This window comes from Acidobacteriota bacterium (assembly GCA_039683095.1).
In the GTDB taxonomy this organism is placed as follows: Bacteria; Acidobacteriota; Aminicenantia; order Aminicenantales; family Saccharicenantaceae; genus RBG-16-66-30.
Genome location: JBDKSB010000008.1, coordinates 1 through 16558, shown reverse-complemented (window position 1 = coordinate 16558; position 16558 = coordinate 1). Strand labels below are relative to the sequence as shown.

Annotated in this window: 14 protein-coding genes; 12 read left to right on the top strand and 2 right to left on the bottom strand. The window is 69.1% G+C overall.

The window, feature by feature from the left end:
• The first annotated feature begins 43 nt into the window (after positions 1–43).
• Positions 44–2902 (top strand): M14 metallopeptidase family protein, encoded by a 2859-nt coding sequence (locus tag ABFD52_05825; protein ID MEN6560272.1) that lies wholly within the window; start codon positions 44–46, stop codon positions 2900–2902.
• A 31-nt stretch (positions 2903–2933) separates the two neighbouring features.
• Here ABFD52_05825 and ABFD52_05820 read toward each other — a convergent pair whose 3' ends face one another.
• Positions 2934–3233, bottom strand: coding sequence for a hypothetical protein (locus tag ABFD52_05820; protein ID MEN6560271.1), 300 nt, complete (start codon positions 3231–3233; stop codon positions 2934–2936).
• Between the two features lie 168 nt (positions 3234–3401).
• Here ABFD52_05820 and bfr point away from each other — a divergent pair, with 168 nt between their 5' ends.
• From bfr to ABFD52_05800, 4 genes are all read left to right on the top strand, one after another.
• Entirely contained in the window at positions 3402–3869 is a 468-nt protein-coding gene (gene bfr, locus ABFD52_05815) for a bacterioferritin (protein ID MEN6560270.1), read from the top strand.
• Positions 3870–3973: 104 nt separating this feature from the next.
• Entirely contained in the window at positions 3974–6385 is a 2412-nt protein-coding gene (locus tag ABFD52_05810) for a DMSO/selenate family reductase complex A subunit (GenBank protein ID MEN6560269.1), read from the top strand.
• A 1-nt stretch (position 6386) separates the two neighbouring features.
• On the top strand, positions 6387–7004 hold the full coding sequence (locus ABFD52_05805; protein MEN6560268.1) for a DMSO/selenate family reductase complex B subunit: 618 nt from the start codon (positions 6387–6389) through the stop codon (positions 7002–7004).
• 7 nt (positions 7005–7011) lie between these two features.
• Positions 7012–7893, top strand: a complete 882-nt coding sequence (locus ABFD52_05800; protein MEN6560267.1) for a DmsC/YnfH family molybdoenzyme membrane anchor subunit — start codon at positions 7012–7014, stop codon at positions 7891–7893.
• A gap of 27 nt (positions 7894–7920) precedes the next feature.
• On the opposite strand, the gene ABFD52_05795 is transcribed toward ABFD52_05800, so the two are convergent.
• Positions 7921–8580, bottom strand: coding sequence for a molybdenum cofactor guanylyltransferase (locus tag ABFD52_05795; GenBank protein MEN6560266.1), 660 nt, complete (start codon positions 8578–8580; stop codon positions 7921–7923).
• Between the two features lie 119 nt (positions 8581–8699).
• On the opposite strand from ABFD52_05795, the gene ABFD52_05790 reads away from it, so the two are divergent.
• The 7 genes from ABFD52_05790 to ABFD52_05760 form a co-directional block, all read left to right on the top strand.
• Positions 8700–9593 carry an HD domain-containing protein gene (locus tag ABFD52_05790; GenBank protein MEN6560265.1) on the top strand — a complete coding sequence of 298 codons (894 nt, stop codon included), beginning with the start codon at positions 8700–8702 and terminating at the stop codon, positions 9591–9593.
• Positions 9594–9616: 23 nt separating this feature from the next.
• Positions 9617–10741, top strand: a complete 1125-nt coding sequence (locus tag ABFD52_05785; GenBank protein MEN6560264.1) for a hypothetical protein — start codon at positions 9617–9619, stop codon at positions 10739–10741.
• Positions 10742–10833: 92 nt separating this feature from the next.
• Positions 10834–11901, top strand: a complete 1068-nt coding sequence (locus ABFD52_05780) for a glycoside hydrolase family 18 protein (protein MEN6560263.1) — start codon at positions 10834–10836, stop codon at positions 11899–11901.
• A 25-nt stretch (positions 11902–11926) separates the two neighbouring features.
• The gene (locus tag ABFD52_05775) at positions 11927–14248 is read left to right on the top strand and encodes a beta-galactosidase (protein ID MEN6560262.1); all 2322 of its coding nucleotides are present in this window, start codon (positions 11927–11929) and stop codon (positions 14246–14248) included.
• Positions 14245–15414, top strand: coding sequence for an ROK family protein (locus tag ABFD52_05770; GenBank protein MEN6560261.1), 1170 nt, complete (start codon positions 14245–14247; stop codon positions 15412–15414). Before ABFD52_05775 ends, ABFD52_05770 begins: the two co-directional genes overlap by 4 nt.
• Positions 15415–15427: 13 nt before the next feature.
• Positions 15428–16225, top strand: coding sequence for a sugar isomerase domain-containing protein (locus ABFD52_05765; GenBank protein MEN6560260.1), 798 nt, complete (start codon positions 15428–15430; stop codon positions 16223–16225).
• Positions 16222–16558: MFS transporter (locus ABFD52_05760; protein ID MEN6560259.1), on the top strand; the 337-nt coding region annotated here is incomplete at its 3' end. The genes ABFD52_05765 and ABFD52_05760, both read left to right, overlap by 4 nt.

Genomic DNA, 16558 nt, shown 5'->3' with positions numbered 1-16558 from the left:
TCTGATATAGAACCTCCTCCGAACCCATCGAGGAGGCATGCCCGTGTCCATCCCGTGCCGGACCCGTACCCGCCGCTCGCCGCGCCCCGCCCTGTCCATCCTGCTGGTCCTGGCCGTCCTGGCGGCCTTGCGGATGCCCGCCGCCGCGGCCCGGCTGACGAGCCCACAGGAGCAATTCGGCTTTTCCATCGGCGACGATTACCAGCTGGTCAGCTACAGGCAGCTGGCCGCGTACTGGAAGAAGCTCGACGCGGAGTCGGACCGGCTGAAGGTCGTCGAGATCGGGAAGACGGCCGGGGGCCGGACGATGATCATGGCCGTCGTCACATCGCCGGCCAACCAGGCCCGGCTGGAACGGTATCGGGACATCTCGAAGCGCCTGGCCCTAGCGGAGGGATTGACCGACGAGGGCGCCCGGAAGCTCGCCGCCGCGGGCAAGGCCGTCGTCTGGATCGACGGCGGGCTCCACGCCACGGAGATCCTCGGCTCGCAGCAGCTCATCGAGCTGGTCTGGCGGATGGTCAGCCGGAACGACGCCGAAACGCGCCGCATCCTCGACGACGTCGTGCTCCTGGCCGTGCCGGCCAATCCCGACGGGCTCGACCTCGTAGCCGACTGGTACATGCGCGAGAAGGAGCCGGCCAAGCGGTCGATGAACGGCCTGCCCGTCCTCTACCAGAAGTACATCGGCCACGACAACAACCGCGACTTCTACATGAACACCCAGCCGGAGACCAAGGCCATCAGCCGGCAGCTGTTCGTCGAGTGGCACCCCCAGGTCCTTTACAACCATCACCAGACCGGGCCGGCCGGAACGGTCCTGTTCGCGCCGCCGTTCCGCGATCCGTTCAACTATGACTTCGACCCGCTCATCCCCATGGGCATCGACCTCGTCGCGGCGTCCATGCACAACCGCTTCGTGACCGAGGGCAAGCCGGGGGCGACCATGCGCTCGGGCGCGCCGTACTCGACCTGGTGGAACGGCGGCCTGCGGAGCACCGGCTATTTCCACAACATCATCGGCATCCTGACCGAGGCCATCGGCAGCCCGACGCCGGTCGACATCCCCTTCATCCCGGAGCGGCTGCTGCCCAGCCAGGATTATCCCTATCCCGTCGCGCCCCAGAAATGGCATTTTCGCCAGTCGGTCGAGTATTCGATCACGGCCGACCTGGCCATCCTCGACGTGGCTTCGAAGCACCGGGAGGATTTCCTGTACCGGCGCTATCTCATGGGCCGGCACGCCATCGAGCTGGGAAGCCGGGACTCCTGGACCATCGTCCCGGGGACGGTGGCCGCCGTCCAGGCCGCCATCGAAAAGGACCGGGCGGCCGGCCGGGGCGCCGCCGGCGCCGGGAGCGGCGCGCCGGGCCCGGGCGGCTTCGGGCGCGGCCGCGGGGCCGACGTCAAGTACTACGAAGCGATCTTCGACAAGGCCCGCCGCGACGCGCGGGGCTACGTCATCCCGTCCGACCAGGCGGATTTCCCGACGGCGACCAAGCTGGTCAACGCCCTCATCGAGAGCGGCATCGCCGTCGAGCGGGCCAGGGCCGACTTCGACGCGGCCGGCCGGCGCTACCCCCGCGGCTCCTACGTCATCAGGGCCGCCCAGGCCTTCCGGCCGCACCTGCTGACCATGTTCGAGCCCCAGGACCATCCGAACGACTTCCCCTACCCGGGCGGCGCCCCCAATCCGCCCTACGACGCCGCAGGCTGGACCCTGGCGTACCAGATGGGCGTCGCTTTCGACCGGATCCTCGACGGCTTTGACGGCCCCTTCGAACGGCTGACGGGCGTGGTCAAGCCGCCAGCGGGCGTTTTCGACGCCGCGCCGGGCGCGGCCGGCTATCTCCTCGACCATCGCATCAACGACACGTTCACGGCCGTCAACCGGCTGCTCAAGGCCGGCGCCAGGGTCTATTGGCTGAGGGAGCCGCTAGAGACCGGCGACCGGACCTGGGCCGCGGGGACGATCTGGGCGCCGGCGTCCGGAGAGGCGGCGGCTGTCCTGGGGAAAGCGGCCGCTGAGCTGGGCCTGAAGATCGGCGCCGCAGCCTCCGCCCCCAAGGGGCCGGCTTTCGAGCTCCGGCCCGTCCGGATCGGGCTCTGGGACACGTACGGCGGATCGATGGCCTCGGGCTGGATCCGCTGGCTCCTCGAGCAGTTCGAGTTCCCGTTCGAGCTTGTCTTCGCCCCGGACCTCGACCGCGAGGATCTCGCGGCCAGGTTCGATGCCCTGATCTTCGTCGGCGGCTCGATCCCGCGCGTCGCGGCGGCCGGCCCGGACGGCGGGGGAGGGGCGCGGGGCTTCCAGCCGGAGCCGCCGGCCTCGCTTCCCGACGAGTACAAGGGACGGATCGGCCGGATCACGGCCGAGAAGACGATCCCGGCCCTGCGCCGGTTCGTCGAGGCGGGCGGGACCATCCTGGCCCTCGACACGGCCACCGCCCTGGCCGAGCATTTCCGGCTGCCGCTGGCCAACGCCCTGGTCGAGATCGGGCCGGACGGGACGGCCGCGCCGCTCAAGGCCGCGAAGTTCTATATCCCCGGCTCGGTGCTCAGGGCCCGCGTGGACAACAGCCATCCGCTGGGCCAGGGGATGCCGGAAACGGTGGACGTCTTCTACGACAATACGCCGGCCTTCACGCTGCCGCCCGACGCCGAGCTCAAGGGCGTGAAGCCGGTGGCCTGGTTCGACGACGGCAAGCTGCTGCGAAGCGGCTGGGCCTGGGGCGAGGCCTATCTGAGGCGGAGCGTCCAGGTCGCCGAGGCCGAGGTCGGCCGGGGCAAGCTTTTCCTTTACGGGCCGGAGATCGCGTTCCGCGGCCAGCCCCACGGCACCTTCAAGCTGCTGTTCAACGGGATCCTCTACGGCCCGGCGAAGACGGTTACCCTGGAATGAAGGGGAGTCAAACCCCTTCCCAGATCTCCCTTCAGCCTCGCTTCTTCTTCCGGCCGAGGATGCCGCCGCTCAGGAACAGGCCCGCCCCGAGGACGAAGCCGAAGTTGTACCAGGTCCCGTTGTTGTGGACCTCGTAGAGGCGGACATGCCGGCTGAAGACAGAGATGACGAAGGTGACCGGCGAGATGAAGCCGTGCCAGAGCCCGTAGAAAAAGCCGGCCGTCTTGCCCCCGGCGTTCGGCGTCTTCTCGGCGCTGTTGGGGCCGGGCGCGCACCCGGCCAGGAGCAGAGCGGCGACAAGGATCGCGACCAGGATGATCGAGCGTCTCATGCGTCCCTCCTTCGGAGATGACTGCATTCTAGCCAAAAACGGCTCCCCGCTCCAGCCCCGCCCGCAAGGCGGCCGTCTCCTCCCGGGGCCGATTGCCTTTGTCCGGGGAAGGGCCTAGAATATCTTCCGAACGGACCGTACCGGGTCCGAAACCAAAAGGAGGGTGACATGAAAGGCGATCCCAAGCTCATCGACGTCCTCAACTCGCTGCTGGCCGACGAGCTGACGGCCATCAACCAGTACATGGTCCATTCGGAGATGTGCGACAACTGGGGCTACGGCAAGCTCCACAAGGCGATCGAGGCCCGGGCCGTGGCCGAGATGAAGCACGCGGAGAAGCTCATCGGCCGCATCCTCTTCCTCGAGGGCCTGCCGGTCGTGAGCGACCTCAAGAAGATCTTCGTCGGCGCCGACATCCCGAAGATGTTCGCGAACGACCACAAGGCCGAGGAAGGCGCGATCAACTCCTACAACGAGGCCATCGTCCTGGCCGGGAACGTGAAGGACTTTGCCACCCGCGAGATCCTGGAGGGCATCCTCAAGGACGAGGACGCCCATATCGACGGCATCGAGGAGATTCAGGACCAGATCGGCCAGATGGGCCTGCAGATCTTCCTGACGACCCAGGTCGGCTGAGCCGGCCGGCGGCCGGTCCCGGACGCGCCCGGGGGGCGAGCCCGCCCCCGCCCCCGGCGCCCGCCCGTCTTGACTGCCCCGGGCTTCCCGTCAATAATGGCGGCGTGATCAAGAAAGGGATGGAGACCTCGGCCATGAGCCGCCGGGGCTTCCTTCGCTGGACCGCCGCGGTCGGATCGGCCGCGGCCTCTTCGAAAAGCCTTCCGGGATTCCGCCGCCGCGACCCGCGCCACGTTCTGATCGAGCAGGCGCCTCCCGGGGCCGAAGAGCGGATGGTCCGGACGGGCTGCCCCTCCCACAACTGCGGCGGCCGCTGCCTGCTCAAGGCCTTCGTCCGCGACGGCCGCATCGTCCGCATCGAGACCGACGACCGACCGTCCGACACCGTGGCCGACCCCCAGCTCCGGGCCTGCGTCCGCGGCCGGGCCTATCGCCGCCGGCAGTATCATCCGGACCGCCTCATGCATCCGTTGAAGCGCGCCGGCAAGAGGGGCGAGGGCAAGTTCGAGCGCATCTCCTGGGACGAGGCTTTCGACCGCATCGCCGCCGAGTTCAAGCGGATCAAGGCGGCCTATGGCAACGAGGCCTTTTACGTTCCTTACGGCACCGGCAGCTACAACCAGATCAACGGCCGCCAGACCGCCCAGCGGCTGATGAACCTTTTCGGCGGCTCGCTCGGCTTCTACAACAGCTACTCCTGGGCGGCCATCTCCGCGGCGACCCCAACCGTCTACGGCACGGGCGTTACCGGCAACCAGCGGCAGGACTGGCTCAACTCCAGGTACATCCTCATGTGGAGCTGGAACCCGGCCGAGATGCGCGACGGGACGAACAGCGAGTATTTCGTCCAGAAGGCCCGCGAGAAGGGGGCCCGGGTCGTCTGCGTCGACCCGCGGCTGACCCTGAGCGCCGTCGCGCTCGCCGACGAATGGATCCCCATCCGCCCGGGCACGGACGCGGCCATGATGACGGCCATGGCCTACGTCATCGTCCGGGAGAACCTCCACGACGCGGCCTTCGTCCGCAGCCACTGCGTCGGCTTCGACGGGAGCCAGATGCCCGCCGGGGCCGAGGGCGCCGAGAGCTACACGGACTACCTGCTCGGAACGCGGGACGGCGTCGCCAAGACGCCGGAATGGGCCGAGAGGATCTGCGGCGTGCCGCGCCAGACCATCGCCCGGATCGCCCGCGAATACGCCGCCGCCCGGCCGGGCGTCCTCTACCAGGGCTACGGCATGCAGAGGCGGGCCTACGGCGAACAGGCGGTCCGGGCCGGCTGCGTCCTCGCGGCCCTGACCGGGAACGTCGGCGTCCCCGGCGGCTGGGCCGGCGGCATAGCCCTCCAGGCCCCCGACGGCGGTCCCTTCTGGCTCGTCTTCCCCACGGGCGACAACCCGGTCAAGGCCATGATCCCGAGCTTCCTCTGGACCGAAGCGGTCCTCCGCGGCCGCGCGATGGGCCCGGCCGACGGCCTGCGCGGCGCGTCGAAGCTCGCCTCAGACATCAAGTGCATCTGGGCCGTGGCCTGCAACGCCCTCATCAACCAGCACGGCAACATCAACCGGACGGCCCGCATCCTGGCCGACGAGACGAAGGCCGAGTTCATCATCGTCCAGGACAATTTCCTGACCCCGACGGCCCGGTTCGCCGACCTCGTCCTGCCCGCCTGCACCCAGTTCGAGACCTGGGGGCTCGAGGACGGCTGGAAGTACGGCGACGAGGTCCTGCTCATGCCCAAGATCGTCGAGCCGCCCGGCGAGGCCAGGAGCGATTACCGCATCTGCGCCGGGATCGCGGCCCGGCTCGGCCTCGAACAGGCCTACACCGAGGGCCGGACCGAGCGCGACTGGGTGGCCTGGTCGCTCGACCGTTACCGGGCGACCCGCTTCCCCGGCCTGCCGACGCTCGACGAGTTCGAGCGCTCGAACGCCGGCGTCTACTCGGTCCCGGTGACGCGTCCGGCCGTGGCTTTCGTCGATTTCCGGCGGGACCCGGTCAAGCACCCCCTGCCGACCCCCTCCGGCAAGATCGAGATCTTCTCCAAGACGCTTTATGACATGGACCGGCCGGACGAGATCCCGGCCCTGCCCAAGTACATCCAGGAATGGGAGAGCCCCTTCGGACCCGAGGCGGCCAAGTACCCGCTCTCGGCCATCGGCCACCACTATCTCTCGCGCGTCCACTCGACCATGGAAGGCATCGATTGGCTCGAGGAGGCCTTTCCCCAGCGCCTGTTCCTCAACCCCGTCGACGCGGAGGCGAGACGGATCCGGAACGGCGACACCGTCAGGGTCTGGAACGACCGCGGCGCCTGCCTGGTCAAGTGCCGGGTGACGCCGCGGATCATGCCCGGGGTCGTCGCCCTGCCTCAGGGCGCCTGGTGGACGCCGGACGCGAACGGCGTCGACCGGCGCGGCTCGGTCAACGTCCTGTCGTCGGAGCGCTGGACGCCGCTGGCCTTCGGCAACGCCCAGCACACGATCATGGTCCAGGTCGAGAAGGCGCAGGCGGGCTGATATGGTGACCCAGTACGGCTTCTTCTTCGACGCCGCGGCCTGCAGCGGCTGCAAGGCCTGCCAGATGGCCTGCAAGGACCGCAACGACCTCGCGCCCGGCCTCCTCTGGCGCCGAGTCTACGAGGTCACGGGCGGCGGCTGGGAGAAGAAGGACGGCGTCTGGGTCCCCTCCGTGGTCGCTTACAACGTCTCGATGGCCTGCAACCACTGCGAGAACCCGGTCTGCGGCCTGGCCTGCCCGGTCAAGGCCGTCTTCAAGCGCGACGACGGCATCGTCCTCGTCGATACGGGCGCCTGCATCGGCTGCCGCTACTGCGAGTGGGCCTGCCCCTACACCGCCCTCCGCTTCGACGTCCGGACGAACACGGTCTCAAAGTGCAATTTCTGTTATGACGCCGTCGACGCCGGCGGGACGCCGGCCTGCGTCGCCGCCTGCCCCCAGCGGGCCCTCGACTTCGGCGACCTGGCCGAGCTGCGGAAGAAATACGGCGAGGTCCGCCAGATCGTGCCGCTGCCCGATCCCGGCCAGACCGACCCGGCCCTGGTCATCAGGCCCCACCGGGACGCCGCCCGCGCCGCCGAGCGGGGGGCCGAAGTCGCCAACTGGGAAGAAGTCTAGGGCCCCGATGCTCAAGGAGTGGCCGCTCGTCGCCTTCACCATTCTGGGCCAGACGGCCGCCGGGGCGATCCTCGTCCTGTCCGCCATACTGCTTTTTTTCGCCGCGCCGGGATGGAGCTTGATGCCGGCCCGGCACCTCGTCCTGACCGTCCTCGAAATGGCCCTCGTCCTGCTCGGGATCGCCGCGGCCCTTTCCTTTTTCCATCTCCGGTTCCCTTTCCGGGCCTTCCGGGTCCTCGCGAACCTGAGAACGTCCTGGCTCAGCCGCGAGATCCTGTGCCTGCTCGCGCTGCTGGCCCTCATCGTCCTGGCCGATATCCTTGTCCGGACAGGGAATGCAGCCGACTTATCGTTCAGTATCGTGATGGGCGCATTGGCTGTGGACGGAGTCCTATTCCTGGTGAGCATGTCGAAGATCTATATGCTCAGATCGGTGCCGTCCTGGGAACCGGGATACACGGGCCTGTCTTTCTTCCTGACCGCCGGGACCCTCGGGGCCATGGCAACAGCCTGGATCACCGGCACCCCGCCTGGCAATCCGTACCCGCTTTTTTCTGGGCTCTGGCTCCTGTCTTCGCTTATGATCGCCGTGGATGTTCTAGTCGAGTCCTTGGAAACGCCTGTCTTCGGACTTGACAGGTCGCCTGCACCGTCGCTCAGGCCCCCCACGCGAGTGCCTCGGCGGCTGCACTTCGGGAGACTGGCCCTGCTCGCCGGCGGGCTCATCCTCATCATCCTGTCCTTAGCGGAGACCGCGCCGACGGCCCATCCCGCGGCCGGACCGATCGGCTCTCGCCCGACCCTGAACCTTGCGTTCGTTCTGGTCCTCATGGGTGCGGTGGCCGGCCGTTTTCTTTTTTACGGCCTGGTTCCGCGGCCCGGCGACTGAGCCGGCGAAACGGTCTTCCAGGCGCTCCTATCCCGCGGACGTCGGCTTCTTCCCGGACCCGCGGGCCCTTCGGCGCCCGAGCGAGAGCAGATAATCCTCGTATTCCTCGCGGGTGTTGAGGTTGCGGATCCGGGCGGCGTCCTCGAACTGGACGACGGCCGTGCGGCAGAGGTCGAAGAGCGGCAGGAGGCTCCGTTCGCCGCCGGCCAGCAGGCCCTCGATCCTGGGGATGACGGACTTCCGGTAGACGGCGAAGAGCGGCTCGTAGAAGCCGGCGGGGCCGACCGGGACGGCGATCTCGGACCAGCAGGCCGTGCGGGCCAGGACTCGAACGAGATCGAGGTCGATGTCCGGGATATCGCAGGCGACGACCAGGCAGGCGTCGTTCCGGGCCGCCTTCAGCCCGGCCAGGATCCCCGCGATCGGCCCCTGCCCGGGGACGCCATCCGTGACGGCCCTGACATCCGGCCGCCGCCCGGCCCGGCCTGCCGTACCTGGCGGCCGGCCGTCCGAGACCGAGACGATGATCTCGTCGAAGTGCGGCTCTATCTGGGCCAGGACATGATCGAGCAGGGTATGGCCGCCGACGTCCAGGCGGGCCTTGTCGGCCCGCATCCGCCGGCCGCGCCCGCCGGCCAGCACGACGGCCGTCATCTCCCGTCCCCCGCACCTGATCGTCCTTGTCACGCGGCCCATCATATGTTCTCTGCCCCGCCATTTCAATGCGCGGGCGGCGAAACGGCGGACGCGTTCACGGCCTTGACTTAGGTCCGGCGGCCGGACATAATGAGCGGGCACACACCCCCATGCTTCTCAAGCAGCAGGAATTCTACCGCTCTCTCACGACGCTTTCGCCCGGCCTCGTGGAGCGCGTCCGGCGGACGATCGAGGAGGCCGAGAAGAGGTTCTCGAAGAAGAAGGACGGCCGGCCGGGCTTCCTCTGGGAGCACACGGTTCTCGTGGCCGGCCAGTCCTACAGCCTGGCCAAGGCCGAAAAGGAGAACCGGGACCTGGCCGCGCTCGTGGCCCTCTTCCACGACTCCGGGAAGTTCGCCGGGGGGCGCTATCACGCCGACGACAAGCCCGAAGAGGAGGCGGCGGCCCAGCTGGCCCGGGCCACGCTCGAGCAGGCCGGGCTGAAGATGGCCGATATCGGCCACGTCCTCCGGGCCCTGCGCTCGCTCTACCAATCCGGCGCCAGCCGCAACCGCCTGGCGGATATCGTCCACGACGCCGATTTCCTGTCGAAGTTCGGCTATCTCGGCGTGGCCAACTTCTTCGTCAAGTCGACCCTCCGGGGCCGGAACCTCGAGTCGGCGGCCATGGATTCCCTGAGCAAGGAGCTGACCTATGCCTCCGTCCTGCCGGCCAACATGCGCACGGCCGCGGGACGCCGCCTGGCCGTCAAGAAATCGGCCGATACGCTGCGCTTCTACAGGTCGTTCCTGAGCGAGCTGAAGGAGGCCCAGGGCCTGGATTTCCGCGTCCGGGCGGTCGACGTCCCCAAGACGGACGGTCGCGGCCGGCGGGCCACGGTCACCCTCGTCCTGCCGGTGTCCTGCGGCGCGTGCGGCGGCAAGTGGACCAGCGAGATCCGCACCGAGAAGGGGCTCAAGTGCGAGAAGCTCGAGGCCGCGCTCCGCTGCGGCGCCTGCGGCGAGCGGCGCTCGATCTCCTTCTGCCTCCCCGAACTGGGCTGATCCATCTTCTCCAAGGAGGGACGGTGTTCGCAGAACCTCCACCGGTCAGGCTTTTTTCAAGGACAGCCCCGGCCCTCGCCCTGGCCGCGGCCCTGATCTTCCTGGCCGCGGCCTGCGCCGGGGGAGGACGGGCCGCCGCTCCGCGCCCCGTCGTCGGGGTCAAGATCTACGAGGCCGCCCCGCCTTTCGACGGCCTCTTCCGGGCCTGGCGGGATCTCGGGATCAATACGGCCTTCGTCAGCGACGCCCTGCTCGGGAACGCTGAGTTCCGGGCCGGGGCCAAGTCCCAAGGCCTCGATCTCTTTCTCATCTTCCCGGTCTTCCAGGACCCCGAGGCCATCAAGGCGGACCCGGGCCTGGCCGCGATCACCGCCTCCGGCGTTCCCGCCCGCGACGATTGGGTCGAATTCGTCTGCCCGGCCCGCGAGGATCACCTCCGGCGCAAGATCGGGCGGTTGAAGGCGCTCGTCGCCGCCGGCGACCCGTATGCCGTCAGCCTCGACTTCATCCGCTACTTCGTGTTCTGGGAGAAGGTCGCGCCGGACCGGGCCCCGGAAACGCTGCCCCAGACCTGCTTCTGCCCGGTCTGCCTGGCCGGCTTCGAGAAGGAGATGGGCGTGGCGCTTCCCGCCACCCTGGGCACGACGGCCGACAAGGCCCGCTGGATCCTGTCCGCCCGTGCCGCCGAATGGACGGAATGGAAGTGCCGGACGATCGCCCGGGCCGTCGAGCGCCTGGCCAAGGCCGCCCGGGAGGCCAAGCCGGCCGTCAAGGTCAACCTGCACGCCGTGCCCTGGCGGCACGACGATTTCGGCGGGGCCGTCCGCGCCGTGGCCGGCCAGGACCTGGCCCGCCTGGCGCCCTTGGTCGACCTCATCTCGCCGATGTGCTATCACCACATGGTCCGGCGGCCGCCCGCCTGGATCCACGACGTCGTCGCGGACATCTCGTCGCGGACCGGCGCACCCGTCCTGGCCAGCGCCCAAGTCTCCGAGGCCTATGTCACGGAGACGCTGCCGCCCGGCGAGTTCCGGGCCGCGGCCGCCGAGGCCCTGAAGCCGCCGTCGATCGGGGTTGTTTTCTGGTCCTGGGACGCCCTGGCCAGGTCGCCGGAGAAACAGGCCCTCCTCCGGAGTCTCGTCCATTGAAAAAGGGGCGGCGATAAGCTAAGAATAGGAGCGCGCTCATGTCTTGCCTCCGACGACGGACAACGGTCCCTGCCGCCGGGCCGGCCCTTGCCTTGACCGCCATCCTCCTGGCTTCGTTCGCCTGCGAGGTCGCCCAGGTCCCGACCGAGCCGATCAAGCCGAACAAGGTCGTCATGGGCTATTACCGGTCCGATAACAAGGCCGAGTACCCTCAAACCGCGATCGATTTCGCTTTCCTGACCCATATCGCCCATGCTTTCGCCTGGCCCGACTCCTCCGGGAACCTCGTCGTCCCGGACGGCTTCCTCTATCCCGATCTCAACGCCGCCGCACGCGCGAACGGCGTCAAGATCATCGTCAGCCTCGGCGGCTGGGGGAACTGCGCCGGCTTTCCCGGCACGGCCGCGACGGCCGAGAACCGGTCCCGCTTCGCCGCCGCGCTGGTCGATTTCTGCCGGGCCAACGCCTATGACGGGGCCGACCTCGACTGGGAGTTCGTCTCGAACGAACAGCAGAAGGCCGATTTCTCGCTCCTGGTCGAGACCCTCTCGGCCGCCTTCAGGGCCCAATCGCCGCCGCTCCTCCTGACGATCGCGGCCCCGTCCGGGAGCTATTACGGACGCTGGATAGATTTCGAGCGGCTGGCCGCCGCCTTCGATCTCATCGGCATCATGACCTACGACTACCACGGCAGCTGGTCCGACCATTCCGGCCACAACTCGCCCCTGTACGAGCCGCCGGGAGACAGCTGCGGCTCGGTCGACGAGTCGTTCGCCTACGCCCGCAGCCGCCAGGTGCCCCTGGACAAGCTCCTCATCGGCGTGCCGTTCTTCGGCCGGTCCTTCGACTGCGGCGCCATGGGGGCGCCGTTCACGGCCAGCCAGGGCTGGTCCTACGTCGACGTCATGAACCTGCCCTCCTCGGGCTGGTCCCGCGTCTGGGACAGCGAGGCCCAGGTGCCCTACCTGCGGCGGACGGACGGGGGCCTGGTCATCTCCTACGACGACATGAGCTCGGCCGGGCTCAAGGCCCAGTATGTCAAGGACAAGGGCTCGGCCGGCGTCATCATCTGGGAGCTCGGCGGCGACTACCGCTCGGGGAACGCGGACCTGCTCGAGGTCGTCGGCAAGTCGTTCGGCGCCCGCTCCGCCCGGAACTGACTAAGCGCCGCGAAAGGTGAAAAGCATGAGAAACGCACGATCCGCCGCGATGGTGCTCGCCCTCGTCCTGTCCGCGGCCGGCCTCCCGGCCGCCGCCGCCCCGGCCGGACCGGCCGGACCGGACAAGACCAGGGGCTTTTTCCCCGTCTCCGTCTGGTACGCGGGCGGCAAGCCCCGGGCCCCCATGCTCGAGGCCGTGACGCCCCGGTCGCGCGAAGCCTGGAAGAAGGACATCGACCAGATCAAGCGGCTGGGCTTCAACACCGTCCGGACCTGGATCGAGTGGACGGCCTGCGAGAAGGCCGAGGGGCGGTACGATTTCTCGGCCCTCGAGCTCCTGACCGACCTGGCCGGCGAGGCCGGTCTCCGGGTCATCGTCCAGGTCTACATCGACTCGGCGCCCGACTGGGTCGGGGAGAAGCACCCGGACAGCAAGTTCGTCTCCTCGAACGGCGTGGCCGTCGAGTCGCAGGCCGCGCCGGGCTTCTGCTTCGACCACGCCGGCGTCCAGGCGAAGGTCCTCGAGTTCTTCAAGGCCGCGGCCCGGGCCGTCAAGGGCAAGCCGGCCTTCTACGGCTGGGACCTCTGGAGCGAGCCCCATATCATCAACTGGGCCGAGGTCTATTATGTCGGCGACCTGGCCTCGGTCCAGTTCTGCTACTGCCCTTCGACCCAGGCCCGCTTCCGGGACTGGCTGAAGAAAAAGTACGGCGCGATCGAGGCCCTGAACAAGGCCTGGTACCGGACGATGAAGTCGTTCGACGAGGTCCAGCCGCCCCGCTACGGCACCATATTGACATTCACCGACTACATCGACTGGAAGGAGTTCATCTCCGACAAGCTGGCCGAGGACCTGGCCCTCAAGGCCGCGGCCGTCAAGTCGGTCCTGCCCGACACGGTCGTCACCAGCCACTCGGCCGCCCCTGGCATCTTCACCCGGCCCGACTGGTCGGGCACGCCGGACGACCGCAAGATGTCCGACAGCGCCGATTTCTACGGCGCCTCGATCTACCCCAAGCACGCCTGGACCATAAAGCCCTGGTCGCCCTTCTACCGCGCCGCGGGCCTCGATTTCGTCCGGTCCATGGGCATCGGCAACGGCGGCTTCTACATTGGCGAGCTCCAGGGCGGCTACGGGGTCTTCGGCCTGAAGATGAGCTACCCCGTGGTGGCCGCGGACACGCGCGACTGGATGTGGAGCGCTATCGCCTACGGCGCCCGGGCCGTCAACATCTACGCCTACTATCCCATGAGCACGGGCTACGAGGCCGGCGGCTACGGCCTGGTCGAGCTCGACGGCAAGGTCACCGAGCGGGCCGAGGCCGGCGGCCGGATCGCCCGGACCGTCACGGCCAACAAGGACCTCTTCCTCGGGGCCCTGCCGGTCAAGGCCGAGATCGCCGTCCTGTACAATCCGCTGTCGCACATGGTCGGCGGCCAGCAGTCCTTCACGGGCGAGGGCCAGACGGTCGGGGTCAACAACCTGAGCGAATCCCTGCAGGGCGTCCACCGGGCCTTCTTCGAGCGCAACATCCCGGTCGACTTCCTCCACGTCCGCGACCTCGGGACGCCCCGCGCCGCCGGCTACAAGCTGATCATCGCGCCCTACCCGGTCATGATGTCGCAGCCGCACGTCAAGGCCCTGGTCGAATACGTCCGCGGCGGCGGCGCGCTCCTGACCGAGGCCCGCTGCGGCTGGGTGGACGAGAAAGGCGCCTCCAGCCCGGTCGTCCCCGGCGGCGGCCTGGACCAGGTCTTCGGCTGCCGCGAACTCGAGCTGACGCCCCTGGCCAAGACGGGGGTCGTCGAGATCAAGTCGGCCGACGAGGCTTTCCCGCTGCTCCGGCCCGGCGACAAGCTCGACAGCCTGTTCTTCGAGGAGAGCCTGGACGTCTTCGGGCAGGCGAGCCGGGTCGTGGCCGCGTTCCCCGACGGGCGGCCGGCCATCGTGGCCGCGCCGTTCGGCAAGGGGAGGGCCATCATCGCCGGCTCCTTCCTCGCCTCGGCCTATCACCATTTCAAGAACCCCAACAACGGCAAGCTCTTCGCCGGGCTGGCCGACTGGCTGAAGATCTCCGCCCCGGTGCGCGTCTCGGTCTCCCCGCCGGACGCCCTGGTCGAGGGCCGGCTCCTCCGCGGGAACGGCTACGCCATTCTCTTCGGGTTCAACCGCGAGGACAAGGCGGTCACGGCCAGGTTCGGCGTCCGGACGGACGCCGCCGGGGCCGCGGCGGCCGACCTCGAGTCGGGCCGGGCCGTCGCCCTGACCCGGGACGGCGACCGGGCCGTCGTCGAGAAGTCCCTCCAGCCGCGCGAAGTCTGGGTCGTCCGGATCGCGGAACGATGATCGACTTCTGCGGCGGCATCGACGTCGGCGGGACCAAGATCGCCTCGGCCCTGTTCACCAGGGACGGAGAGATGCTGTCCCGGGAGAAGGTCCCCATCGATAAGGCGGGGGGCGACGCCGCGGCCGGCCAGGTCCGCGGGCGGATCGAGGCCCTGGCCGGGGCGGCCCGCGCCGCCGGGGGGCGCCTGCTCGCCGCGGGCGTCTGCGTCCCGGGCATCGCCTATTCGGCGAGCGGCAGGGTCTGGGCGCCGAACATCCCCGGCTGGGACCAGTATCCGCTGCTGGATAAGATCACAAGGCCGGAGGGGCGGTTGCCCGCGGTGACGTTCCCCCTGGTCCTCGAATCCGACCGCAGCGCCTACGTCGCCGGCGAGGCCTGGCGCGGCGCGGCGGCCGGCGCCCGCGACGCCGTCTTCCTCGCCGTGGGCTCGGGCATCGGGGCCGGCATCGTTTCCGGCGGCCGGATCGTCCACGGCCACGAGGACATCGCCGGCGCGGTCGGCTGGTTCGGGCTCGACCCGCGCTTCAAGCCGGAATACGAGGCGATGGGCTCGTTCGAGGCCGAGGCTTCCGGCAACTCGGTAGGCCGCAAGGCCCGCGCCGCGCTGCGCGCCGGAAGACCGTCGGCCCTGCTCGGCCTGGCCGGCGGGTCCATCGAGGCCGTCACGGCCGAGACCGTCGCCGCGGCGGCCCGCCAGGGCGACCCCCTGGCCCGGGAGGTCGTCGCCGAGGCCGTGACCTACCTGGCCATGGGCGTCGCCAACATCGTCAGCCTGCTCGATCCCGAGGTCGTCGTCCTCGGCGGCGGGCTCTTTCAGGCCGCCGACCTCTTCCTCGAGCCCGTGCGCCGCGAATTCCGGCGCTGGGCCCAGCCCCTGGCCGCCCGCTCGGTCCGGGTCGTTCCCTCCGCCCTGGGCGAGGACGCCGGCCTCTACGGTTGCGGCCGCCTGGCGTGGGAAAAATCGGCTCACTCGTCCGTTCACGGGATTCCCTCTCGAGGCAGCGAGGGGTATTGCCTTGAGGATCCCCGTCCGTGGAGAGGGGACCCGCGAAGCGGGGGGAACCGGACGACTGGTTCCCGGGGGGCCGGGGAGCTAAAGGCAATACCCCGAGCGGAGCCGGAGAGAGGGATCCTCCGCAATCCGAAGAAGAACCAAAAGGCCTAGGAAGGAGTTGCCCATGTCCGCTCAGAACTATCTCGGCATCATGCAGTGGATCCTGTCGGAGATCCAGGCGCGGGAGATGCCCGCCATCAAGGCCGCGGCCAAGCTCATGGCCGCCTCGATCCGGAAGAAGGGCCGCGTCTACATGTTCGGCAGCGGCCACTCGGTCATTCCCGTCCTGGATATCTTCCCGCGCTACGGCGGCTTCGTCGGGTTCTTCCCGCTCTACGATCCGCGCCTGATGTGGTCGAACGTCATCGGCCCCGGCGGCGCCCGGGAGCTTCTCTGGATCGAGCGCCAGGAGGGCTACATCAAGGTCTTCCTCCAGAGCTATCCGCTCGAGAAGCGCGACGTCATGCTGGTCTTCTCCCACGGCGGGCTGAACGCCGCGCCCATCGACATGGCCCTGGAAGCCAGGGCCCGCGGCCTCAAGGTCGTCACCGTCTCCTCGCACGCCAACGTCGGGATCGCCAAGCGCACCCATTCGTCCGGCAAGGTCCTGTCCGAGATCGCCGACGTGGCCATCGACAACCACGTCCCGCCCGAGGACGCCCTGGTCGACGTCGGGCAGATCGAGCGCGTTGCCGCCGGCTCGACCGTGGCCGCCGTCTCGATCGCCATGTCGCTCGTGGCCGAGACGGCCGCCGTGCTGGCCAGGACCGGGAAGGTGCCGCCGACCTTCGTCTCGCCCAACGTCCACGGCGTGCCGCCCGGCCACATGGACCGGGTCTATCGGGCCTTCACCGAGTTCTATTACGCCCGGCCGTTCAAGGGCGAAAAGCCGGCCGCGGCCAGGCGCGGGAAGGGGAAGTGACGATGGACGTCCCCGACCGGGCTGCCGCCGCCGGCGTCGCCCGGCTCCAGGCCTCGGCCTGGGCCGGGATGTTCGTGTTCGGCATCGTCATGGCCATCCTGGGGGCCATCCTGCCGGAGCTCTTCGCCAAGGTCGGGTTCGACAAGGGGGCGGCCGGCGACCTTTTCCTGACCATGAACTTCGCCATGCTCGTCATGACCCTGTTCTTCGGCCCGATGGTCGACCGCTTCGGCTTCAAGGCCCTCCTCGTCGCGAGCGCCGTGCTCGTCGCCGGGGCCTTCTTCCTCCTGTCGATGGCCTCGACCTACGGGCTCATCCTCGCGGCGGCCGTGG